20 protein-coding genes and 2 pseudogenes are annotated in these 22,347 nt (G+C 63.6%); 7 read left to right on the top strand and 15 right to left on the bottom strand.

Features of this window, described 5'->3' with window-relative positions; all coding sequences use genetic code 11:
- Positions 1 to 21: 21 nt before the first annotated feature.
- The 4 genes from B9A15_RS16965 to B9A15_RS16950 all read right to left on the bottom strand — a co-directional run bounded on the left by B9A15_RS16965 (position 22) and on the right by B9A15_RS16950 (position 3,573).
- On the bottom strand, positions 22 to 573 hold the full coding sequence (locus tag B9A15_RS16965; RefSeq protein WP_084411709.1) for a GNAT family N-acetyltransferase: 552 nt from the start codon (positions 571 to 573) through the stop codon (positions 22 to 24).
- A gap of 93 nt (positions 574 to 666) precedes the next feature.
- Entirely contained in the window at positions 667 to 2,229 is a 1,563-nt protein-coding gene (locus tag B9A15_RS16960; RefSeq protein WP_244557009.1) for an ATP-binding protein, read from the bottom strand.
- A 70-nt stretch (positions 2,230 to 2,299) separates the two neighbouring features.
- Positions 2,300 to 3,019 (bottom strand): response regulator, encoded by a 720-nt coding sequence (locus B9A15_RS16955; RefSeq protein ID WP_084411707.1) that lies wholly within the window; start codon positions 3,017 to 3,019, stop codon positions 2,300 to 2,302.
- Complete coding sequence (locus B9A15_RS16950; RefSeq protein WP_084411706.1) at positions 3,016 to 3,573, bottom strand: MarR family winged helix-turn-helix transcriptional regulator; 558 nt, start codon at positions 3,571 to 3,573, stop codon at positions 3,016 to 3,018. Before B9A15_RS16950 ends, B9A15_RS16955 begins: the two co-directional genes overlap by 4 nt.
- A 247-nt stretch (positions 3,574 to 3,820) precedes the next feature.
- Between B9A15_RS16950 and B9A15_RS16945 the strand changes: the two genes are divergently transcribed.
- Positions 3,821 to 4,708 carry a branched-chain amino acid aminotransferase gene (locus tag B9A15_RS16945; RefSeq protein WP_084411705.1) on the top strand — a complete coding sequence of 296 codons (888 nt, stop codon included), beginning with the start codon at positions 3,821 to 3,823 and terminating at the stop codon, positions 4,706 to 4,708.
- A gap of 123 nt (positions 4,709 to 4,831) precedes the next feature.
- Complete coding sequence (locus tag B9A15_RS16940) at positions 4,832 to 5,479, top strand: MBL fold metallo-hydrolase (RefSeq protein WP_084411736.1); 648 nt, start codon at positions 4,832 to 4,834, stop codon at positions 5,477 to 5,479.
- Between the two features lie 81 nt (positions 5,480 to 5,560).
- Here the strand turns inward: B9A15_RS16940 and B9A15_RS16935 are convergent, their stop codons facing one another.
- Positions 5,561 to 6,256 carry a hypothetical protein gene (locus B9A15_RS16935; RefSeq protein WP_139798453.1) on the bottom strand — a complete coding sequence of 232 codons (696 nt, stop codon included), beginning with the start codon at positions 6,254 to 6,256 and terminating at the stop codon, positions 5,561 to 5,563.
- A gap of 593 nt (positions 6,257 to 6,849) precedes the next feature.
- Positions 6,850 to 7,329 carry an Lrp/AsnC family transcriptional regulator gene (locus B9A15_RS16930; protein ID WP_084411703.1) on the bottom strand — a complete coding sequence of 160 codons (480 nt, stop codon included), beginning with the start codon at positions 7,327 to 7,329 and terminating at the stop codon, positions 6,850 to 6,852.
- Positions 7,330 to 7,469: 140 nt separating this feature from the next.
- Between B9A15_RS16930 and B9A15_RS16925 the strand changes: the two genes are divergently transcribed.
- The 4 genes from B9A15_RS16925 to leuB all read left to right on the top strand — a co-directional run bounded on the left by B9A15_RS16925 (position 7,470) and on the right by leuB (position 11,521).
- Positions 7,470 to 8,483 carry a 1-aminocyclopropane-1-carboxylate deaminase gene (locus B9A15_RS16925; RefSeq protein ID WP_084411702.1) on the top strand — a complete coding sequence of 338 codons (1,014 nt, stop codon included), beginning with the start codon at positions 7,470 to 7,472 and terminating at the stop codon, positions 8,481 to 8,483.
- Positions 8,484 to 8,636: 153 nt separating this feature from the next.
- Complete coding sequence (locus tag B9A15_RS16920; protein ID WP_084411701.1) at positions 8,637 to 9,539, top strand: histone deacetylase family protein; 903 nt, start codon at positions 8,637 to 8,639, stop codon at positions 9,537 to 9,539.
- A 141-nt stretch (positions 9,540 to 9,680) separates the two neighbouring features.
- The gene (locus tag B9A15_RS16915; RefSeq protein WP_084411700.1) at positions 9,681 to 10,175 is read left to right on the top strand and encodes a MarR family winged helix-turn-helix transcriptional regulator; all 495 of its coding nucleotides are present in this window, start codon (positions 9,681 to 9,683) and stop codon (positions 10,173 to 10,175) included.
- A 233-nt stretch (positions 10,176 to 10,408) separates the two neighbouring features.
- The gene (leuB, locus tag B9A15_RS16910) at positions 10,409 to 11,521 is read left to right on the top strand and encodes a 3-isopropylmalate dehydrogenase (RefSeq protein ID WP_084411699.1); all 1,113 of its coding nucleotides are present in this window, start codon (positions 10,409 to 10,411) and stop codon (positions 11,519 to 11,521) included.
- 60 nt (positions 11,522 to 11,581) lie between these two features.
- On the opposite strand, the gene B9A15_RS16905 is transcribed toward leuB, so the two are convergent.
- From B9A15_RS16905 to B9A15_RS16895, 3 genes are all read right to left on the bottom strand, one after another.
- The gene (locus B9A15_RS16905; protein ID WP_084411698.1) at positions 11,582 to 13,204 is read right to left on the bottom strand and encodes a BCCT family transporter; all 1,623 of its coding nucleotides are present in this window, start codon (positions 13,202 to 13,204) and stop codon (positions 11,582 to 11,584) included.
- Between the two features lie 523 nt (positions 13,205 to 13,727).
- The gene (rpoH, locus tag B9A15_RS16900) at positions 13,728 to 14,642 is read right to left on the bottom strand and encodes an RNA polymerase sigma factor RpoH (RefSeq protein WP_084411697.1); all 915 of its coding nucleotides are present in this window, start codon (positions 14,640 to 14,642) and stop codon (positions 13,728 to 13,730) included.
- A gap of 175 nt (positions 14,643 to 14,817) precedes the next feature.
- The gene (locus B9A15_RS16895) at positions 14,818 to 15,825 is read right to left on the bottom strand and encodes an RluA family pseudouridine synthase (RefSeq protein WP_084411696.1); all 1,008 of its coding nucleotides are present in this window, start codon (positions 15,823 to 15,825) and stop codon (positions 14,818 to 14,820) included.
- A gap of 167 nt (positions 15,826 to 15,992) precedes the next feature.
- On the opposite strand from B9A15_RS16895, the gene B9A15_RS16890 reads away from it, so the two are divergent.
- Entirely contained in the window at positions 15,993 to 16,355 is a 363-nt protein-coding gene (locus tag B9A15_RS16890) for a hypothetical protein (RefSeq protein ID WP_084411695.1), read from the top strand.
- Between the two features lie 69 nt (positions 16,356 to 16,424).
- Here B9A15_RS16890 and ftsY read toward each other — a convergent pair.
- From ftsY to B9A15_RS23890, 6 genes and pseudogenes are all read right to left on the bottom strand, one after another.
- Positions 16,425 to 17,821 (bottom strand): annotated as a pseudogene (gene ftsY, locus B9A15_RS16885) (signal recognition particle-docking protein FtsY); the annotation flags it as partial.
- 240 nt (positions 17,822 to 18,061) lie between these two features.
- On the bottom strand, positions 18,062 to 18,415 hold the full coding sequence (locus B9A15_RS16880; RefSeq protein WP_084411693.1) for a hypothetical protein: 354 nt from the start codon (positions 18,413 to 18,415) through the stop codon (positions 18,062 to 18,064).
- Between the two features lie 145 nt (positions 18,416 to 18,560).
- A complete protein-coding gene (gene mtaB, locus B9A15_RS16875) occupies positions 18,561 to 19,850 on the bottom strand; it encodes a tRNA (N(6)-L-threonylcarbamoyladenosine(37)-C(2))-methylthiotransferase MtaB (protein WP_084411692.1) in 1,290 nt (429 codons plus the stop codon).
- Positions 19,850 to 20,791, bottom strand: a complete 942-nt coding sequence (dapF, locus tag B9A15_RS16870) for a diaminopimelate epimerase (RefSeq protein ID WP_084411691.1) — start codon at positions 20,789 to 20,791, stop codon at positions 19,850 to 19,852. Before dapF ends, mtaB begins: the two co-directional genes overlap by 1 nt.
- Positions 20,792 to 20,907: 116 nt before the next feature.
- Positions 20,908 to 21,951 carry a hypothetical protein gene (locus tag B9A15_RS16865; protein WP_244557008.1) on the bottom strand — a complete coding sequence of 348 codons (1,044 nt, stop codon included), beginning with the start codon at positions 21,949 to 21,951 and terminating at the stop codon, positions 20,908 to 20,910.
- Positions 21,952 to 22,128: 177 nt separating this feature from the next.
- A pseudogene (locus B9A15_RS23890) lies at positions 22,129 to 22,239 on the bottom strand (pilus assembly protein TadG-related protein); the annotation flags it as partial.
- Between the last annotated feature and the right edge of the window lie 108 nt (positions 22,240 to 22,347).

The following is a 22,347-nucleotide window of genomic DNA, read 5'->3' as shown; positions in this document are numbered from 1 at the left end:
CGCTTAGCTCATTCGGCCCATTCAGCCTTTGCCGGCGCCGTTCCGCAATCGATACAGCACATGCCGCTTCAGATGGGAGAGATCGTCCGGCACCCGGGGATGGTCGAAATCATCACCCCGGTCATGGGTGAAACCGAGCCGTTTCATCACCGCGATCGAGCGTTCATTGTCGTGGACAGCGAAGGAGACGAGTTCGTCAAAGCCTCGTTCCATGAACGCGTAATCGATGAAGGCGCGGCCGATTTCGGTGACAAGCCCCTGCCCCCAATGAGCAGGGTCGAGCCGCCAGCCGATCTCGACGGCCGGGGTAAAAGGCGCCTCGAAGAGAACCTTCGCGATGCCGGTGATCCCGATGAAGGCGCCGGTCTCTTTCAGGATGAGCGGTTGGAACCAGACGCCGAAGTCCCGCTGGCGCTCCATGGCGGTCTTAACCACCGCCTCGACCGTTTCGCGCGGCTGCGGCCCGCCGAAGAAGCGCATGACCTCCGGGTCGCTGGAAAGGGCGAAGAAGGGTTCCACATCGGCCTGTTGCCAGGGACGGGAGATCAGGCGGCGGGTTTCGAGCGTGGTCATGAGGGGAGCCGATCTTATTCACCAGGAAAAGCCAGCAGCGAGATGGGCCTCCCTAGACCGCTTCCCCCTGGCTTGTCCAAGGGATAGAGCGCCTCACGCCGGCAGGCGGATCAGCGCTCTGAGGCCGCCCATCTCGCTGTCGGAGAGGAGGATATCGCCGCCGTGGCTGCGGGCGATGTCGCGGGCGATGGCAAGGCCGAGGCCTGTGCCGCCGGCATCGATATTGCGGGCGGTGTCGAGGCGCACGAAGGGTTTGAAGACCTCTTCGCGGTCGGCCGGCGCGATGCCCGGCCCATTGTCTTCCACCGTGATCGTCAGCCAGCGCCCTTCATGGGACGCGCTCACCCGCACATGGGTCGCATAGCGCAGGGCGTTTCCGACAATATTGGTGACCATCCGCGTGAAGGAGTCGGGGCGCACCGTCAGGCGCGGATCGCCCGACAGATGGGTTTCGAGCCTGCGATCCTTCAGCCGCGCCTCATGCTCGAAGCGGGCGAGAAGGTCGGAGAGGTCGAGCTCGGCCACCTCCTCCCCCGCCTCGTCGCGCGCAAAGGCGAGATAGCCCTCCAGCATGCGCTGCATCTCGTCGATATCGGCGTTGAGCTCATCGGCATCCTCGCCCTCGCCCAAGAAGGCGATCTGCAGGCGAAAGCGCGTGAGGATCGTGCGCAGATCGTGGCTGACGCCGCTCAGCATCTGGGTGCGCTGTTCGATCTGCCGCTCGATGCGATCGCGCATCTGGATGAAGGCGATCGAGGCGCGCCGCACCTCCGAGGCCCCGCGCGGGCGAAATTCCGGGGGCATGGGTTGTCCGCGGCCAAACCCCTCGGCCGCGGCCGCGAGAGTCTGAATCGGGCGGATCTGATTGCGCAGGAAGAGGATCGCGATGAGGAGGAGCACCAGCGAGGTGGAGACCATCCAGACGATGAAGATATGGGTGTTCGAGGCATAGGCGGAATTGCGCGGAGCAAAGACCCGGAGCACCGCATCGTCGAGCAGGATGCGCACCTCGACGATGCGCGAATCGCCCACCGTGTCGATCCAGAAGGGCCGGCCGATCTGGCGAGTGATCTCTTCGGACAGGATGCCGTCGAGAATGTTGAAGAAGGGTTTCGGCGCCGGCGGCGGCAGCGGCGCCAAGGGCTCGATGGAGGCGTTGAGGTCGAGACGCTGGCGGGCGATGCGCGTTGCGATCGCATGGCCCTCCTCGCCGGGGATCGATTCGATCATGTCGACGATCGCCGCGATGTCGCGCACCACGGCGTTGGACAGCCGCTCGGTCACGAGGGCCCAGTGGCGCTCCATGAAGACGACGGTGACGACACATTGCAGGATCACCATGGGCGTGATGATGATGAGCAGCGAACGGGCATAAAGGCTCTTTGGGACGACGCGCCGGAAGAAGCGCGGAATCGGCCGCAGCGGTCCACGCCAGATATCGATCCGGCTCGTGCGTGGCCACGTCACGCGCTTCAGCCAGCGCCAGCCGAATACGTCCGGCCAGGCGGCCAGCCAATCGCGGGCCGGTGCCGGCAGCTTTGCGCGTGCCGCCGCTCCCCAGCGGGCGAAGGGCCGCGCATGCTCGGCATCCCGCGATCGCTCCATCGCATCCGATCCGGTCCGGCCATGGGCCGACGTCCTCGTTGCGCGAGACATCGGGTTCCACTGCTTCGACCGGCGCTTCGGCGAAAAATGCCGGAGCCTCATCGCCCTCTCCGCTTCAGGCTCAATCGATGTTCAGCCGATAGCCGATGCCGCGCACCGTCTGCAGCCAGACCGGATTGCCGGGATCGGCTTCGATCTTGCGCCGCAGCCGGTTGATCTGGACATCGATGGTGCGCTCGCCCACCTCGTTCTCCTCGCCGAGAAGCGACAGGCGCGGCACGGTCTCTCCAGCCTTGGCGGCAAATTGCGCCATGATGTCCTGTTCGCGCTCGGTCAGCCGGACGATATCGGTGCCCTTCTTCAACTCCCGGCGCGGCAGATTGAAGGCAAAGGGCCCGAAGCGCACCGTCTCGATCGCCGTCGGTGCCGGCTGGCCGCCGCGCTTCAAAATGTTGTTGAGGCGCAGGAGCAATTCGCGCGGATCGAAGGGTTTCGACAGATAGTCGTCGACGCCGGCCTCCAGCCCCTCGATCCGAGACTCGATCTCGGCGCGGGCGGTCAGCATGAGGATCGGGCAGTCGCGGGTCTCGCGCAGCGAGCGCACGAGATCGACCCCGTTCTCGCCCGGCATCATCACATCGACGATCAGAAGATCGAAATCGAGACCGGCGAGGATCCGGCGCGCCTCCGCCGCATCGGCCGCGACCGAGACGCGGAACCGCTTCTCCGACAGAAAGCGCGACAGGAGCGAGCGGATGCGCCGGTCGTCGTCGACGATCAGGATATGGGGCGCATCGTCGGGCAGATGGTTCGTCTCGGTCTCGGCGATGGCCTCAATCATCGATCGTCCTCCTTCACGATGTCCTGGCGAAGCAGCCAGTCCTGCGCCGTGCCTTCCCGTCCGCCGAGGCGATAGAGGAAAGCGGCGACGGCATCCGCCTCCTCCGGCGCCAGGCCGCCGATCGCGTCCGATATGCGCCGCACCTGGGCCCGGCTGAGGTCCAGTGTCAGCCGCCGGCCCTTGGGCGTCGGATAGAGGCAGCGCTGGCGGCGGTCTTCCCGGCCGGGCTGCTGGGCGATAAACCCCTCGTCGATCAACTGGCGCAGCACCCGCGACAAGGACTGCTTGGTGATCTGCAAGAGATCCAAAAGATCGGCGATCGTCATGCCGGGCGAGCGATTGACGAAATGCAGAACCCGGTGATGCGCGCGTCCGAACCCATAATCCGACAAAATCGCATCGGCGTCGCTGGTGAACTGCCGATAGGCGAAGAACAGCAGCTCGATGAAGCGGAAGTCGATCTCGCCCCGGGTTTCGAGCGGCTGGTCCACAATCGGCTCCGCCGAAACAGGCAGATCGTCCGGGCCGGGGTCGGCGGTGAGGGCTTCATCCATAATTTAGGTCAGTACTGTTGACGTAATTTCGGTTTCACGTTACACCTTGATCCATGGCGAGGGAACGGTGAGCGGGTCTTGACTGTCGTTCATATCGACCGTTCCGTGAGATCGGTCCAGACCGTCCCAGGTTTCGCCATCCTTTCCGGTTGAGACGGAACGGTGAAAGCCCCAAGGATCAACACGCCCGAAGTGCCGGACGTTACACAACATTAGGGAGGGCGCCCAGCCGGCGCTTCGTGACAGGATGAGCGTTCCATTCGATCAACTCGATGGCGAAATCTGGATGAATGGGGAGTTTCTCCCCTGGAAGGACGCCAAGGTCCATGTCCTGACCCATGGCCTGCATTATGCCAGCGCGGTCTTCGAGGGCGAGCGGGCCTATGGCGGCGAAGTCTTCAAGCTGCGCGAGCATACCGAGCGGCTGATCGAGTCGGGCCGCATTCTCGGCTTCCAGCTGCCTTTTTCGGCTGACGAGATCGATACGGCGACCAACGAGCTTCTGCGCCGCCAAGGTTTTTCCGATGCCTATGTGCGGCCGATCGCCTGGCGCGGCTCGGAGATGATGGGCGTCGCGGCCCAGAAGAACCGCATCAATGTCGCCATCGCCATCTGGCAGTGGCCGAGCTATTTCGATCCCGAGCAGCGCATGAAGGGCATCCGGCTCGATCTCGCCGAATATCGGCGGCCGGACCCGATGACCGCGCCGTCGAAATCGAAAGCCGCCGGCCTCTACATGATCTGCACCATCTCCAAACACGCGGCCGAGGCCAAGGGCTATGCCGACGCCTTGATGCTCGACTGGCGCGGTCAAGTGGCCGAGGCGACCGGCGCCAACATCTTTTTCGTCAAGGATGGCGTCATCCACACGCCGAAGGCCGACTGCTTCCTCAATGGCATCACCCGGCGCACGGTCATCGATCTCGCCAAGCGGCGCGGGATCGAGGTCATCGAGCGGGCGATCATGCCCGAGGAACTCTCCGGCTTCTCCGAATGCTTCCTGACGGGTACGGCCGCCGAGGTCACGCCGGTCTCCGAGATCGCCGATTGGCGCTTCGCGCCTGGCGACATCACCCGCCGCCTCGTCGAGGATTACACCAACGAGGTGACGCCCAAGCGCGCCGCCGCCGAGTAATCGACAGGCCTCCATTCGTCGCTTTGCTTCAAGGCCCGGTCGCCCCTCTGGCGAGCGGGCCTTCCTGGCTTGGCGGCCCCTCTTCGCGCTGCGACCCGAATTCCCCCATCGACAGGAGACATGATGACCGCCCTTCAGGCCGAGATCGTCCCCGTTACGCCTTTCATGCAGAACTGCACCATTCTTTTCGATGGTGAGGAAAAGACCGGCGTCGTCATCGATCCGGGCGGCGATGTGGAGACGATCCAGGCGGCGATCGCGCGACTTGGCGTCACCATCGAGGCAATCTGGATCACCCATGGCCATATCGACCATGCCGGCGGCGCGATGGACCTGAAGGACGCGCTCGGCGTCGAGATCGTCGGCCCCCATGTGGCGGACAAGCCGCTTCTCGGCGCGCTGAGCGAACAGGCGCGCATGTTCGGTCTTCCCGGAACGATCCGCGACTGCACGCCCGACCGGTTTCTCTCGGAGGGCGACACCGTCAGCTTCGGCGCGCATCGTTTCGAGGTGTTCCACACGCCGGGCCATGCGCCGGGCCATGTGATCTTCGTGAACCGCGAGGCAAATTTCGCTATTCTCGGTGACGTTCTCTTCAACGGTTCGATCGGCCGCACCGATCTGCCCGGCGGCGACCATCAGACATTGCTCGCCTCGATCCGCGACAAGGTTCTCCCCTTAGGCGACGATGTGGGCTTTCTCTGCGGTCACGGCCCGGCGAGCCGCATCGGCGACGAGCGGCGCAGCAATCCGTTCCTGGTCGGGCTGTAATCGGCTCTTTCCGTGCCCAACGCCCTTCGATGCAGCCTCATATGCGCATCGAAGGGCGGAGTGCGATAATCGGACCAGCGGTCAGAAATTCGGCGAAATGCGGATGATCTTCGGGCCGCCCGGCCTGTGGATGATGTCGAGCCCCGATGCCGGATAGGGCCGCCTGTCGAGGCGCTCGCTTTCGACGTCGATGATCCGAGCCCCTTCCGAGTCTGCGTCGAAACCGATCGGAGCGCGGTCGTCATTCTGGCGATAGGCGACGTTCTGCGCGCGGCGGCGCTGATCGGCCGCGTCGACGACCGTCGCGATGATCATCGAGCCGCGCGTCTCGAATCGCATGCGCGGGCGCGGCGCGTCGCGCCAGCGGCGCGCCTCCGCAGCCCTCGTCACCCGGTCGGGCTGCACCACGGGCGGGACGACAACCCGCTCGCCGCGATAGGCGGGAACCGGCACAGGCACGGCGATCTCGGTATCGGAAAAGCCGCCGCCATCCTCCAAGAACTCCTCCTGTTGGTCGATCGACAGAATGTCGGGACGGATCTCGATCCCCCCGCCGTCTTCCAGGAAGTCTTCGGCCTCGTCATTGGAATAGATGTCCGGGCTCGCATCGATCCCGCCGCCACCGGCCAGAAACTCGTCGTCATTGGCATCGAAACCGATCTCGGCGCCACTGCGCACGCCACCGCCATCTTCGAGAAAGGGCTCGGCCATACCGGGAAGCGCCGTAAGCGCGACGCCGGCGGCAAGGATCGGGACGATCATCGACCTGTATCGCATCGGGGCAAACTCCTTAACGCCTTCTTAAACCTTCGTTTGGCCGAGGAAAAAGCAAGGGGTGTGCCAGGGTCCGATTGCGGGCGCGGATATTGGATGAAGGATGCCGTCTTGGCTTTGGTTGAAGCGGCCGGATGAGTGGACGCGAGCGCATGGTGCTTCGCTCACTTCGTCCTGATCGCCCGAGCCGGTGTTTGCTCTTAGACATCCCCCTTCATTGAGGGCGTCATTCTCGGGCTCTGTCCCTGGGATCCCGAAACGACAACAATATCATAATTTTAAAGCTGTGACTGGAAGCTCGGGACGGAGCCCGAGCATGACGAGCCTCATGAATGTCGACGCTAGACCACTGACGATCGAGCCGTGCGATTGGGTTGCTGGCCGAGCCAGCCATGTCCCTGAAAGCGGACGCACCTTCCACGTTAACCATTTGGTTATTAAGATCAATTTGGTCCGATCGCAAAGCATCCGATAATCACGAGGCGGCGGTCGACAGTCCCCCATCGGCACAGTCACGTGCGAAATCGGGAGCGGGCTGGTCAGGCGCAGCCTTGCCTTGCCTACCGCGTTTCAAGATGGCGGTCCCTCCCACCCCTTCAGAAATCCAGCGGCCGGTTGTCGACCACCTCCTTCATGACGAAGAAGGTGCGTGTCTGGCGGACACCGGGCAGGGCGATCAAGCGGCTGCCGTGAAGACGGTTGAAATCCTTCATGTCGCCGACCCGGATCTTCAGGAGATAGTCGAAATCGCCGGCGACCAGATGGCAGTCGAGAACGAAGGTGAGCCTCTCGGCCGCCGCCTCGAACTCGGCGAAGCTCTCCGGCGTCGACCGGTCCAGAACGACGCCGACCATGACGAGAGCGCCTCGACCGATCTTGTCCGGCGCAACGACTGCCCGCACCCCGGTTAGAAAGCCCTCCCGGAAAAGGCGCTGAGTCCGGCGATGGCAGGTGGCTGGACTGACCGCCACCGTCTCGGCGAGCTCCGCATTGCTCAGCCGGCCGTCTCTTTGGAGGAGGCGGAGAATCGCCCGGTCGATCTTGTCGAGCTCCGGCGGTTTGGCGTTTTCTTCCATTTTGAGCCTTATTAGCGAGACACTCTTCCATTTTTTGCGCAGTTGTCTCGCCGATACTGACCGCTTGTCGCAATCTTCGAAAGGACATTTCCGCCTCTTTGCGCATAGCATGGCGCCGACAACGCGAAACAGGCTGGCCCATGCTCGAAGACTTCGAACGCTATCCCCTCACCTTCGGTCCGACCCCGATCGAGAAGCTGTCCCGCCTCAGCGATCATCTCGGCGGCGATGTGGAGATCTTCGCCAAGCGGGAGGACTGCAATTCGGGTCTTGCCTTTGGCGGCAACAAGCTGCGCAAGCTGGAATATATCGTGCCGGACGCCATCAAGTCGGGCGCCGACACGCTTGTCTCGATCGGCGGCGTCCAGTCGAACCACACCCGCATGGTCGCGGCCGTCGCCGCCAAGATCGGCTTGAAATGTCGCCTCGTTCAGGAAGCCTGGGTGCCCCATGAGGACGCGGTCTATGACCGGGTCGGCAATATCATGCTGTCGCGCATCATGGGCGCCGATGTCCGGCTGGCCGAGGACGGCTTCGACATCGGCATTCGCCGCAGCTGGGAAGAGGCGATCGAGGACGTGAAGGCCAAGGGTGGCAAGCCTTATGCGATCCCGGCCGGCGCATCGGTCCATCCCTATGGCGGGCTCGGCTATGTCGGCTTCGCCGAGGAGGTCCGGCGGCAGGAAGCTGATCTCGGCTTCCAATTCGACTATGTGGTGGTCTGCACGGTCACCGGCTCGACTCATGCCGGCATGACGGTGGGCTTTGCCAAGGACGGGCGTGCTGAAAAGGTGATCGGTATCGACGCCTCGGCAACGCCCGCCCAGACCAAGGCCCAGGTTGTCGAGATCGCACGCCGCACAGCCGACCTCGTCAAGCTGGGCCGCGAGATCGAGGAGCGCGACGTCGTCCTCGTCGAGGATTATGCCTATCCGATCTATGGCGTTCCGTCCGAGGAGACCAAGGAGGCGATCCGGCTGTGCGCCAGACTCGAGGGCATGATCACCGACCCCGTCTATGAGGGCAAATCCATGCAGGGCATGATCGACCTCGTCTCGAAGGGCTATTTCCCGAAAGGCTCGAAGATCCTTTATGCCCATCTCGGAGGCGCCCCCGCCCTCAATGGCTACGGCTACACCTTCCGCAACGGATGATGCGATGTCCGGCTGATCGAGCCGATGACGTTATCAAGCCAGCGCGGTGCGGTTTGCTCAAGACGAGCGGCGCGCCGTCTCCGGCTTTGGATGAGACGCCGCGTCGGCGAGCCGCGCTGTTCGCCGAACCCTGCGAGCGCTATCTGACGCGCCATGCGACTTCCCATCGTCCACCATCCCGCCTTCGACGCACGTTTCGACGCCGCGCATCGCTTTCCGATGTCGAAATTTTCCAGGCTCGCGGATGTTCTCCTGGCTGATGGGCTCGTGGAAAAGGACGGTTGGCACATTCCCGCCCCGGCCCTTCCCGGCTGGCTGCGGCTCGCCCATGACGCGCGCTATGTGGATCAGGTGCTCGGCCAGGCGGTGCCGGAGCCGATTGAGCGGGAGATCGGCTTCAAGGTGGACGAGCGCGTCGCGCTGCGCTCGCGCGCGGCCACCGGCGGGACGGTGCTGACAGGACGCCTGGCGCTTGCCGAAGGCCTTGCCTGCAACACCGCCGGCGGCAGTCATCATGCGCGGGCCGATCAAGGAGCGGGCTTTTCGGTCTTCAACGATGTCGCCGTCGCAGCCCGGCTGATGATCGCCGATGGCGATGTCGCCAAAGTTCTCGTCGTCGATTGCGACGTTCATCAGGGCGACGGCACCGCCCGCATCTTCGCGGGCGATCCTTCCGTCTTCACCTTCTCGATCCATTGCGAAAAGAACTATCCGGTTCGCAAAGCCACGTCCGATCTCGATGTGGGGCTGGAGGACGGGCTGGGCGACCAAGCCTATCTGGCGATCTTTCGAGACGCGCTTCGAACGGCCTTCGAGCGCGCCAAGCCGGACATCGTCTTCTACAATGCCGGGGTCGACCCGCATAAGGACGATCGGCTGGGTCGCCTCAGCTTGAGCGACGATGGGCTCGCCGAGCGTGACCGTCACGCGATCGGCTTCATTCGCGAGCGCGACGTTCCCGTCGCATGCGTCCTCGGCGGCGGCTATTCGAAGGATATCGACACGCTCGCCCGGCGCCATTCCATCGTCCATCGCATCGCCACTGAATTTGCATGACATCGCAAAGCCGAAATCGAGGATCGGCGATGGGATGGACGGACGGGCGAGACGAAGCCGGCGCCGGTCATCACGCTCCTTCATTCGTCTAATTGCTTCATGCGTGATTGATTTTGGTGTGGAATTCAGCAATCTGGATTCATGGACCTGTCTGCGAAACAACATCTCGTCATCCGCCTCTTCGATGCCGCGCGCATGATGCGCCAGGGTTTCGAACACGTGCACCGGGATCAGAAGCTGTCCTGGCCGCAAATCCGGATCATCGCGCGCCTTTTGGCCGCCGAAGGCATCGGACAGTCCGAGCTCGGCGCCCTTCTGGAGATGGAGCCGATGACGATTTCCCGGCAGGTGGATCGGCTCGTCGATGCCGGGCTCGTCGAACGCCGCACGGAAGCGGGCGACCGCCGGGTTCGACGCCTGTTTCTCACCGAGCGCTCCCACGCCATGCGCGATTGGATTCGCGAGCGATCCGAGCTCGTCCTCGATCTCGCTTTCGACGGGCTCAGCGAGAGGGAGAAAGCCTCCCTGGCCAAAACGCTCGATTTGATCAACGGCAATCTTCAGCGCTCCTCGACCCGCTTCGAGGTTCAGGAAACCCTGAGCCCGGCAACGGCCAGGACCGCCTCAAGCCGCTGACGGGAGGCGTCCCGCGCCTCCGCGCCATCGACCCCTTTCCCTTCCGCGCCATTGATCCTATGGAGACCCGACTTCTCGATCCGAAGGCCCGCTCTCGAAATCGGGTTCGACGATCCTGAAACGCAATGGTTTGCATTGGATGCGCCGAAAGCCGGAGCCCGCTTTTCGATCCGATGCTGGGACGGGTGCTTTCGCGCGCCCCAGTCCCTTTCAGTGAAAGGATGAAACGGTTCATGGCATCGCGAAAGCTTCTCCTTCTGCCCGGTGACGGCATCGGCCCGGAAACCATGGCCGAGGTCGAGAAACTCGTCACGGTTCTCAACGAGACCGTCTCGGCCGGCTTCACCACCGAGAAGGCCCTTGTCGGCGGCTCGGCCTATGACGCGGAAGGGGCGCCGATTTCAGACGCCACGATGGACCTCGCCATGGCGTGCGACGCGGTCCTCTTCGGCGCGGTCGGCGGACCGAAATGGGACGGCGTCGATTACGACAAGCGACCGGAAGCCGGCCTCTTGCGCCTGCGCAAGGATATGGAACTCTTCGCCAATCTGAGACCCGCGATCTGCTATCCGGCGCTGGCCGACGCTTCCTCCTTGAAGCGCGAGATCATCGAGGGTCTCGACATCCTGATCCTACGCGAATTGACCGGCGGCGTCTATTTCGGCGAGCCCAAGGAAATCATCGATCTTGGCAATGGCCAGAAGCGGGCGATCGACACCCAGGTCTACGAGACCTATGAGATCGAGCGCATCACCCGCGCCGCCTTCGAGCTTGCCCGCACCCGTCGCGGCAAGGTCACGTCGATGGAAAAGCGCAATGTGATGAAATCGGGCCTTTATTGGAACGAGGTCGTCACCCGCGTTCACCGCGAGGAATTCGCCGATCTGACGCTCGAACACGAGCTGGCCGATGCCGGCGGCATGAAGCTCGTCAAGAACCCCAAGCAGTTCGACGTCATCCTCACCGACAATCTCTTCGGCGACATGCTGTCCGACATCGCGGCGATGCTGACGGGCTCCCTCGGCATGCTGCCCTCGGCCTCGCTCGGCGCGCCCGACCAGACGACCGGCATGCGCCGCGCCCTCTACGAGCCGGTGCACGGCTCGGCGCCGGACATTGCCGGCAAGGGCCTCGCCAATCCTCTGGCGATGATCGCGTCCTTCGCCATGGGCCTGCGTTATTCCTTCGAGATGATCACCGAGGCCGACGCCCTCGAAGCCGCGATTGCCGAAACGCTCGACGCGGGCATCCGCACCGGCGACATCATGGCGCCCGGCGCAAGCCAAGTGAACACATCGGGCATGGGCGATGCGGTGGCCGAAAGGCTGCGCGCCAAGCTCTCCTGACGAAAGGGCGATCATCTATCGATCGCCCGATGTCCCCTCGACGCGGGACCCGCGCCGCCCTCATCGAAGCGAGGGCGGGCCCTTGAGCGAATTCTCGCCGACATAGGGGCTGGGTGAGGCCGCTTCCGTCTCCGCCTCTGTGCGATAGGCCTGGTCGTATCGGTAGAGAACCAGCTTGTCGCGGCCGAGCGCCCTGACGAGACCCCACATCATCACCAGCAATACGAAGGCGAAGGGGAAGCCAGCGACGACGGCCGCCGACTGCAGCGCCTTCAAGCCCCCGGCGACGAGCAGGACGGCCGCGATCGCCCCTTCGGTCACCGCCCAGAAAATGCGCTGGATCTTCGGCGGATTGTCGTCCCCGCCGGCCGTCAGCATGTCGATGACGAAGCTGCCGGAATCCGACGAGGTGACGAACCAGACGAGGATCATGAACAGGACGACGAGGGTGGTGAGCGTCGGCAGCGGATAGAATTGCAGGAACTCGAAGATCGCGCGGCCGTAATCGTCCTGCACCGCGGCGACGAGACCCGGATCGCCCATGAGCTCCATATGGACCGCGACGCCTCCGAAGGCGGTGAACCAGAAGAACAGAATGGTCGACGGGATCAGGAGCACGCCGAGCGCGAATTCGCGAATGGTGCGCCCGCGCGAGATGCGCGCGATGAAGATGCCGACAAAGGGCGACCAGGAGATCCACCAGGCCCAATAGAAGAGGGTCCAGTCGACCTGCCAATTCGTGCCCGAATAGCTCTCGCTCCAGAACGAATAATAGACGAAATTCTCGATATAGGCGCCCATATTCTCGATGAAGCTGTCGAAGATGAAGAGCGCGGGGCCCATCGCCACGATGAAGGCGAGCATGGCGAAGCTGAGATAGATATTGAAGTTCGAGATGCGCTTGATACCGTTGTCGAGACCGGCGACGACCGACAGCGTCGCACAGGCGGTGATCGCGGCGACGAGGCCGATCTGCAGAAGAAGGCTGTCGGGAAGGCCGAAGAGGCTCGTCAGGCCTGCATTGATCTGCATGACGCCGAGGCCGAGCGAGGTAACGATACCGAACATCGTGCCGAAAACGGCGAGAATGTCCACCACATGGCCCCAGAAGCCATAGATGCGCTCGCCGATCAACGGATAGAGCGCCGAGCGGATCGAGAGCGGCAAGCCCTGGCGATAGTGGAAATAGGCGAGCGCCATGCCGACGATGCAATAGATGCCCCACCCATGCCAGCCCCAATGGAGAAACGAGATGACCATGGCCTGTTTGGCGGCCTCGGCGGTCTCGGCCTGGCCGATCGGCGGGGAGGAGAAATGGAAGAGCGGCTCGGCGACGGCCCAATAGAGAAGGCCGATGCCGATGCCGGCCGAGAACATCATCGCCGTCCAGGAGACGATGTCATATTCCGGCTCCTCGGTCTGCGCGCCGAGACGGATATCGCCGAAGCGGCTGAAGGCGAGATAGACGCTGAGGACGAGCGCGGCATTCGTGACGAGGATCAGGAACCAGCCGAAGCCGTCGGCGATCCCGGATTGAGCGGCGGAGAAGACCGTTGCCGCCGTATCGGTGAAGATGCCGCCGAAGAGAATGAAACCAAGGATCAGAATGGCCGAGGTGATGAAAACCGGCGGGCTGACATGAGGAAACGGCCCGAGCCGTCTGACGAAGACCTCTTTATCCATGAACTCTTCGCACCTTTCTTCTCTCCAACCAGAGAGGAGAAGTTGGGCGCCCAAGGAAAACAACAAGCCGTGAAATGGGCAAATGCGACAGGTTTTTGCGTGTGATGCGAGGTCTTTACGGAAACCAAAGGCGTCAAGCGGCGTTCATAGGGTCATGAAACTGAAACATTCAGTCAGGAGACACTGATGTTCCGTAGTATTCTCAAAGCGCTCTTCGTCGGCTGGGTCGCCAAGAAGTTCACGGGACGCCGCGCCCATCGCCGTCCGGCCAGCCAACCAGCCCCGCGCCGCTTTTGATCGAGCGCGTCGGCGCAGTCGAATATGAATGCATGACTTATACGAAAGCCGGTCCCTCGCAGGATCGGCTTTTTCGGTGTCCCGATTTGGACAGTCGACAGCAAAAGGGAGCGGGTTTCCCCACTCCCCTTTCTCGTCAGCGCTCTATCGCAAATCGATCGGAACGCGTCGTGGAGAGCCGCGCGATAGCTTCGCCGACACTCCAATGAAAGACAGACACTCTCCGTCAGACCCGCGCTTCACCCTGCACAGGACGCAAGGCGCGGCGGCTGGCTTCCGCCGTTTCCTTCACAGCTTTCTGCACCTTCTCGAAGGCGCGCACCTCGATCTGACGCACGCGCTCGCGGCTGATATCGAATTCGCCGGATAGAGTCTCCAGCGTGATCGGCTCTTCCGACAAGCGGCGCGCCTCGAAGATGCGGCGCTCGCGATCGTTGAGCACATCCATCGCCTGACGCAGCATGCCGCGGCGCTGATCGAGTTCGTCCTGTTCGGCAAGAATCTCTTCCTGGGACTCGTTCTCGTCGACCAGCCAGTCCTGCCACTCGCCGGATTCGCCTTCCGTCGCCCGGATCGGCGAATTGAGGGACGCATCGCCCGACAAGCGGCGGTTCATCGACACGACCTCTTCCTCGGACACGCCGAGTTGGGTCGCGATCTGGTTGATCTGATCGGGCTTAAGATCGCCCTCGTCCAGCGCCTGGATGCGGCTCTTCATCTTGCGCAGATTGAAGAACAGCCGCTTCTGGTTCGCGGTCGTGCCCATCTTCACCAGGCTCCAGGAGCGCAGGATATATTCCTGGATCGAGGCCTTGATCCACCACATGGCATAGGTTGCAAGGCGGAAGCCGCGCTCGGGATCGAAGCGCTTGACCGCCTGCATCAGGCCGACATTGCCCTCCGAGATCACCTCGCCGATCGGCAGGCCGTAGCCGCGATAGCCCATGGCGATCTTGGCGACCAGCCTCAGATGGCTCGTCACCAGCCGATGCGCCGCACCGCGATCGTCATGCTCGGCATAGCGTTTGGCGAGCATATATTCTTCCTGCGGCTCCAGCATTGGAAACCGCCTGATCTCTTCCATGTAACGGTTGAGGCCGCCTTCTCCCGAGGTCACACTCGGCAAGCTCATCTGGGCCATGAGAAACCCTCCATCCTTCCGCGCGACCGCTCCACACAGCGAGCCGGCCACTCCGGGCCGTATCACGCACCCGGGTTCGTCCCCTCATATGGGGACGCGTGTCATCGATTGCATCGGTCTATGTTCAAAAAAGCTTGACGCGACGCATACTGCGCCCCACCTCGAAGTGTTGGCGCTATTTGCTTGTGATTTCAACGGCAAGAGCCGCACCAAGTTCCCTCATATCGGCCGGAATGGGCGATCGAAAGGCCATGGGCTCGCCGCTGACCGGATGGACGAAGCCGAGTTCGGCCGCATGCAAGGCTTGGCGCGAAAAGCCCTCGACGACAGCGCGCGGCCCCTCTTCGAGCTTGGCGCTCTTGGTTCGAAAGCCGGCCCCATAGACGCCATCGCCGACAAGCGGATGCTTGATATGGGCCATATGGACGCGGATCTGGTGGGTACGCCCCGTCTCCAGCCGGCATTCGACGAGGCTCGCCAAGGGCTCTTGTCCGGGGGCCGCTGCCAAAACCGTATAATGAGTCACCGCATGGCGCGCATCGGGCGCGTTCGGGCTGACGACAGCCCGGCGCGTCCGATCGTTTCGCGCGCGGCCGAGCGGGGCATCGATGACGCTGACCTCCGGCAAGGGCTTGCCCCAGACAAGGGCGTTATAGGCTCGACGCATCTGCCCGTCCTGACCATGGGCGGCAAATTGCGCGGCGAGGCCCTTATGGGCGGCATCGGTCTTGGCGACCACGATCAGCCCGCTCGTCTCCTTGTCGAGACGATGGACGATACCCGGCCGCCGCACGCCGTTGATGCCCGAAAGACTGTCCCCACAATGATGGATCAGCCCGTTGACGAGGGTTCCCGTCCAGTTGCCGGGGCCTGGATGGGTGACGAGGCCGGCCGGCTTATCGACGACGATCAGCTCGTCATCCTCATAGGCGATCATAAGCGGAATGGCTTCGCCCTCGGGCTCGGGATCTTCCGGGGCGGGAAAGCCGATTTCGATCTCTTCGCCCTCCGAGACACGGCGCTTGGCCGCCGCGATCGGAACGCCGGCAAGCGTCACAGCCCCATCCGCGATGAGCCCTTGAATGCGAGCGCGCGACAGCTCGCCCTCGCTCGCCTTGGCAAGAAAGGCGTCGATGCGCTCACCCGCCTCTTCGGCCCCGACCCTATAGCGTCGTTTCTCCATCGCGGCCTTCGCCTTTTCTCGCTTTTCCTGTCTATCCGTCAGGCGATTCCCATTTTTCGGCGCGATGCGCTAGGGAGCACGACGATCATCGTCCTTCGCGCTCGCTTGCCATGACGATGAGACAAGCCAGTTCGGTCTTCCGAAAGACCTCTTGAAACAGGACGGATATGCAGGGCGAAGACGAAAAGGACGCGGAGAAGCCGCTCGACCCGGCCGTGGAGCGGCTACGGCGCAAGATGGTGGCGCTGCTCGCCGTCTCGCTCGGTTTTCTGTTCCTCGCCCTGATGACCGTCCTCGGCGTGATCATCTACCGGACGCAGACGGGCGACGCGCCGCCAGCCGATAGGCTCCAGGCGCCGGTCTCGATCGCCCTCGAGGCGGGCGCGCGTGTCACGGAGACCGATCTCGACGGCGACCGGCTGGCGATCCGCATCGAAGACGCGTCGGGAAGCCGTATTCTCGTCTATTCGATCGCGACCGGCGATCGGATCGCCGAATTTAAGCTCGGAGGATCTGCCGGCGCTGAATGACCCCGCGCCCGGCCGATCGAGCAGGGTACGGGATCGAAGCCGTGGCCGCGCCTCAAGGCACGGCAAAGCTTAAGCGCTTTCGCTGATCGCTTCGGCCTCCACGCCGGCGATCGCGGCGGCGAAGTCGCGGGCTTTGAAGGGTTCGAGATCGTCGATCCCCTCGCCGACACCCACGAAATAGACCGGCAGGCGGTGCTTGGCGGCGATGGCGACGAGGATGCCGCCGCGGGCCGTGCCGTCGAGCTTGGTCATGACGAGGCCGTTGACGCCCGCCACATTGCGGAAGATGTCAACCTGGTTCATGGCGTTCTGACCCGTCGTCGCGTCCAGCGTCTGGAGCACCGTATGGGGCGCGTCGGGCTCGCGCTTCTGCAGGACGCGGATGATCTTTTCGAGCTCGGCCATCAGTTCGGCCTTGTTCTGAAGACGACCCGCCGTGTCGATGATCAGAACATCCGAGCCGTTCTTGACCGCCGTGTCATAGGCGTCGAAGGCGAGCCCCGCCGCATCGGCGCCGATCGGCCGCGCGACGACCTCTGAGCCCGTGCGCTCGCCCCAAATCTTCAGCTGCTCGACCGCCGCCGCGCGGAACGTGTCGCCGGCCGCGAGCGTGACCGACAGACCGGCACGAGTGAGCTTCGCGGCAAGTTTGCCGATGGTCGTCGTCTTGCCGGTGCCGTTGACGCCGACGACCAGAATGACATGCGGGGTCTTTTCGAGATCGAGTTCGAGCGGCAGAGCGACCGGGTCGAGCGCCTTCTCTATCTCCTCGGCCAGCACGCGCTTCACCTCGGCGCCGGAGACTTCCTTGCCATAGCGGCCCTCGGAGAGGCGATCGGTGATACGCATCGCCGTCTCGACGCCGAGATCGGCCTGGATGAGGACGTCCTCGAAATCCTGAAGCACCTCCTCGTCGAGGCGGCGCTTGGTGAAAATCGAGGTGATCTGTCCGGTGAGCTGGGTCGAGGATCGCCCGAGCGCGGCGCGCAGGCGCTGAAGCCAGGTGAGTTGGGGCGCCGCCGGGCCGGCGGGCTGAGGCCGGGCCTCTTCGCGCAGGCGAAAACCGGCATCGCCGGCAACCTGCGGGCGGCGCGGCGCGGCAGTGACCGCTGGCGTCGCCCCGTCTTCTTCGTCTTCATCCTCGTCTTCGGGCGGCAGATCTTCATCGAGCCAGGAGAAGTCGGCTTCCTCCTCCTTGGCGTCGTCGCTCAAGGTGGACTGGCTCTCATCGGCGATAGGAGGCGCGACGCCAGGCTCGGTCTCAGGGCGGGTCTCGTCGAGGGGCTCGACAGGCTGCGGCGTCTCGCTGGCTATGGGCTGACGGTCTGCCGCATCGACCCGCATGTCGGCGGGCTCGGCGCTCAGCGCCCCCGGTCGGTCTTCGGTCTGGGGCCGCGGCGGCTCGTCGCCGAGCGCCGTTTCGCCGTCTTTCGCGGCGCCGGCAGGCTTTGTGTCCGACTCGTCGGTCTCGTCATCCGGTGCGCCCGGCGCATCAAGGAAGGAGAAGTCGCTCTGCGTCTCCTCTTCGCTCTCGGCCTCAGGCGGCAGCTCGGCGTCGAGAAAGCTGAAATCGGTCGATGGGTCCGAGTGATCCGCCTGCTCCCCCAGCGGGACGAGCGACGGATCGGACGCAGCGTCCTGGACGACGTCGACGCCCGGCCCCGAGCCGGGAACGGACGGGTTTTCGGCGGCTTTGGCCTCGCCGCCTAGCTCCAGTTGCTGCGCATCGGGTTTTTTTTTTGAGCCTCGGGGCTCTCGGCACCCGCATCCTCAGGCTTCTTCGTCTCCTCGGCCTCGCCCGCGCCGGAGGCGTCCGGGCCAGATCGGCCCATCTCGGAGACCGGCGTAATGCCGCCATTGTCGGACGCTGCCGCGCCAGCCTCGGCATCGGCGACGACGCTTGCCGCGGCCACCGGCCTCGCATCGGGATCGGGCGCATCCTCGCGGCCGATCTCGAGATCGTTCGGCCGGGGTGTCTGCCCGTTTTCGGGCGTCCGCTCTTCCTCCGCTGCGCTTCCGAAGGAAAAGATCCGGCGCAGAAAACCCTTCTTTTCAGCCATGGTCGTGTTCGTCCTTAAACTCGGCCCACGTCGTCGGGCGGGGTCGGGCCGTCCTCAGCCCGGTCCGCGAGACGCGGCATCTTCAAGATAGAGCGCCGCCGCGATCAAGCGAATGCGCAATTGGGTCGACGGCAAAGGCTTCGCGTCACGCTGCGGCGACACCATCGATCAAAGCTTCGGCCTGCAACAAGCCGGCATCCAAGCCGATGATCTTCGCGGCAAGGATCGAGCCCGGCTCGCCGCGATCGATCCGGCAGAGCGTGAAGTCCTCAGCCCGGCCGATCCCCTCCCGCTCGATCAGAACGCGCTGGAGGCTCCCCAAGCGGCGCGACAAATGCGCCGCATGGGCGGCTTCGCCCTTTTCGCGCAACGCTGCGGCCCGCGCCTTGACGATCTCCTTGGGCAGCTGCGGCATGCGCGCGGCCGGTGTCCCCTCGCGCGGCGAGAAGGGAAAGACATGGAGGAAGGTCAGGCCGCATTCGTCGACGAGCTTCAAGGAATTGTCGAACATCGCGTCGGTTTCGGTCGGAAAACCCGCGATCAGATCGGCGCCGAAGACGATGTCGGGGCGTTTGGCTCGCATCTCGCTGCAAAAGCGAATGGAATCGTCCCGCAAGTGGCGGCGCTTCATGCGCTTCAGGATCATGTCGTCGCCGGCCTGGAGCGAGAGATGGAGATGGGGCATCAGCCGCCTCTCACTGCCGATCGCCTCGATCAGAGCCTCGTCCGCTTCGACGGAATCGATCGAGGAGAGGCGCAGACGGGCAAGATCCGGCACGGTCTTCAGGATCGACTGGATCAGCCGGCCGAGCTTCGGCGAGCCGGGCAGATCGGCGCCCCAGCTCGTCATGTCGACGCCCGACAGCACCACCTCGTTATAGCCGCTCGCGACGAGGCGCTTGACCTGTTCCACCACGGCACCCATCGGGACCGAGCGCGAATTGCCCCGTCCATAGGGGATGATGCAGAAGGTGCAGCGATGGTCGCAGCCATTCTGGATCTGAACGATGGCGCGCGCCCGGCCTTCGATCGCATCGACCATATGGCCGGCGGTTTCGGTCACGCTCATAATGTCGTTGACCTTGACCTTCTCCTCGGCCGAGACGCCGAAGTCGGGCAGCGCGCGATAGCTTTCGGCCTTCAGCTTCTCGTCATTGCCGATCACGGCGTCGACTTCCGCCATCTCGGCAAAACGGGCGGGCTCGACCTGCGCAGCGCAGCCGGTGACGACGATGCGCGCATCCGGGTTCTCGCGCCGCGCCTTGCGAATCTGCTGGCGGGCTTGGCGCACGGCCTCGGCCGTCACCGCGCAGGTGTTGAAGACGATCGCGTTTGTCTCGCCAGCGCCGAGGCCGGCCGCGCCCGCTTCGCGCTTCATCACCTCCGCCTCATAGGTGTTGAGGCGGCAGCCGAAGGAAATGACGTCGACACCCATCAGGCCGGCTCCCGGCTTTCCTCGGGCAGGCTTGTCTTGCCTTCCGCGTCGCGGATGTAAGCCCCGGTCTGCGGGTCGAGCCGTCCGGACCACATCCAGGTCGCGGGACCCGTCATGATCACGTGATCGTCCTCGCGCCATTCGATCAGGAGTTCGCCGCCGGCTGGCACCGTCACCGCCACCTTTCGCCCCGTTCGCCGTGTGCGCGCGGCCGAGACGGCAGCGGCGCAGGCCGCCGAGCCGCAGGCGCCGGTGAGCCCCGCGCCCCGCTCCCAGGTGCGCAAGGTCAGGCTCTCCGCGCTCGTCACCTGAGCGATCGAGATATTGGCGCGCTCGGGAAAGATCGGATGATTTTCCAGGATCGGACCGAAGCGATCGAGATCATAGGACCAGACATCGGCCTTGACCCAGAAGATCGCATGGGGATTGCCCATGGAAGCGACCGAGGGCGAATGGAGCACCGGCGCGTCGATCGGGCCGATCTGCAATTCGATGGCGCGGGTATCGCGAAACTCTTCGGCCAGCGGAATATCCTGCCAGCCGAAGCGCGGCGGGCCCATATCCACCGAAACAAGGCCGTCCTCGCGCTCATGGGCGCTCAAGATGCCGGCAAGGGTTTCGAAGGTGAAGCTCTGCCGTCCGGTCTCGGCGGCGAGCGCCTGAACGACGCAGCGCGTGCCGTTGCCGCAGGCGCCGGCCTCCGACCCGTCGCGATTGAGAATGCGGATATAGGCGTCGGTGCCGTGAAGGCGCGGATCGTGGATCGCCATGATCTGATCGAAGCGCGTCGCCGCATCCTCGGCCAAGGCGCGCGCCGCCTCGGGCGATATGCGGGCTTTCGACCCCCGCATATCCGCCACGATGATCTCGTTACCGAGCCCGTTCATCCGCGCGAATGGGATGGTCGGGCCGGCGGCCTTCATGTCCACCGTCTCGCTCATGGGCCGCTATATGGCCGATCGGCGGGCCGAATGAAAGACGGTGCGGGCTGCAAGGCCGCTTTGCGCTCCGTCTGACCGAAAGCAGGTGGACAACCGCTTTGAACAGGCCCGACAACTCAATGGGTCAGACGCGGGGAGGAGAGATAGGCGTTGAGAAGCCTTTTCATTCCGTTGTGAATCTCAGATTCCGAATTTGCCGACAGGAAGTATTTCGGGCTCGACGCGCAGTCTTCCAGCGCCAGGGGAATGTAGTCTCGCCGCGTCATCGAAGGAGACGCGCTGCCGCGCATGTGACCGCCCCAGGTCGAGTTCCATCCCGCCGATCCCATGCTGGCCCCTGGCCCGGCATTGTAGCCCCAATCCCAAGGCACCGGCAGATATTCAGTATAAAGGGCGGCGATATCAATTCCACGGTCTTTAATCTGATCGCACCATTTCGGATTCGTCGGCGCGATCTTGTTGGGCGACTCCCAAACCCATTCGCGCTTCGAGATCAGACCGTCCGTCAACATCATGATCAGCTTCTTCGGCTCCGACGGGGTGGCTCCGGACCCGGCCCGTCCGATCATTTTCGTCAGCGTTTCGAGCGACAGGTCGAATATACTGGTCTCGTCAGAATCCTCGCTCAAGCGCGCAACCTTCTCGTTGAGAAGGACTTCTTGAGTGGTTTTTCCTTGATCGGTTTTTTTGCACTTCGTGCCCCCCAGGAGAGGATGGTGACTGCTGCAAAGCAGTCCTCCCTTGCCCTGGACCTCTGCGGAGAGATAGTCTGGGTCTACAATCTTTTTGGCATAGTCGCCGATGGTGTAAAGCCCGACACGAATCCGCTCTCCGTTCGGATCGGCCTTCTTGATCTCGTCCATCGACGTTCGAACCGCATCGGCCACGACATCGCTCCGAAGACGGATCCCTCGCCCCCTCGCATAGTCGTAATTGGTCGCATAGCTTGTTGTGCCCACAGGGCCTTCGTGTGTGTGGCAGGCAAAGACGCAACCGATCTCCTGCTGCATCCTGTCTCGATCGGCCGGTGTCGCGGCCAAAAGCATCGAGGCGGAATTGTCTACGACGATCAGGATGTCGAGATAGGGCTTGCTGACGCCTTGGGATCCCGATCGAACGGTCATATCGATCGATCGCATCCCCATCACCTGCAGGAACATCGTCGGGACCGTCCCTGTGGCCGTCGCCTCGATCGTGCGATGGGCCTTGTCGACCGTCACCTGATCGATCTCGAACGTCCCGGATCGGGCGATCTGCTGAGCGTTGAAGAACCGCTTCACCTCGGCTTCGAGCTCCCCCTCGCTCGCGGTCGAGATCGAATGACTGGCGGCCAAAACGGCACTGTCCAGATCGCTTTGGACGTCTCTTTCGGAATTGGACGCATTGCGAAAATCGACCGCGCCGCCGATCGCCAAGACGAGTGGCACGGCCGAAAGCGCGAACATCATCGCGACATTACCGGATCGCTCGCGCTTGAAGGCGCGAAGACGACGCCATAACGGTTTCAGGATCGTTTCTCGGCGGACAGGCATTGCACTTCTCTCGCAGAATCATAC

The organism is Fulvimarina manganoxydans (genome assembly GCF_900176465.1).
In the GTDB taxonomy this organism is placed as follows: Bacteria; Pseudomonadota; Alphaproteobacteria; order Rhizobiales; family Rhizobiaceae; genus Fulvimarina; species Fulvimarina manganoxydans.
The sequence above is the reverse complement of the archived record's forward strand: the minus strand, read 5'-3'. Positions and strand labels throughout refer to the sequence as shown.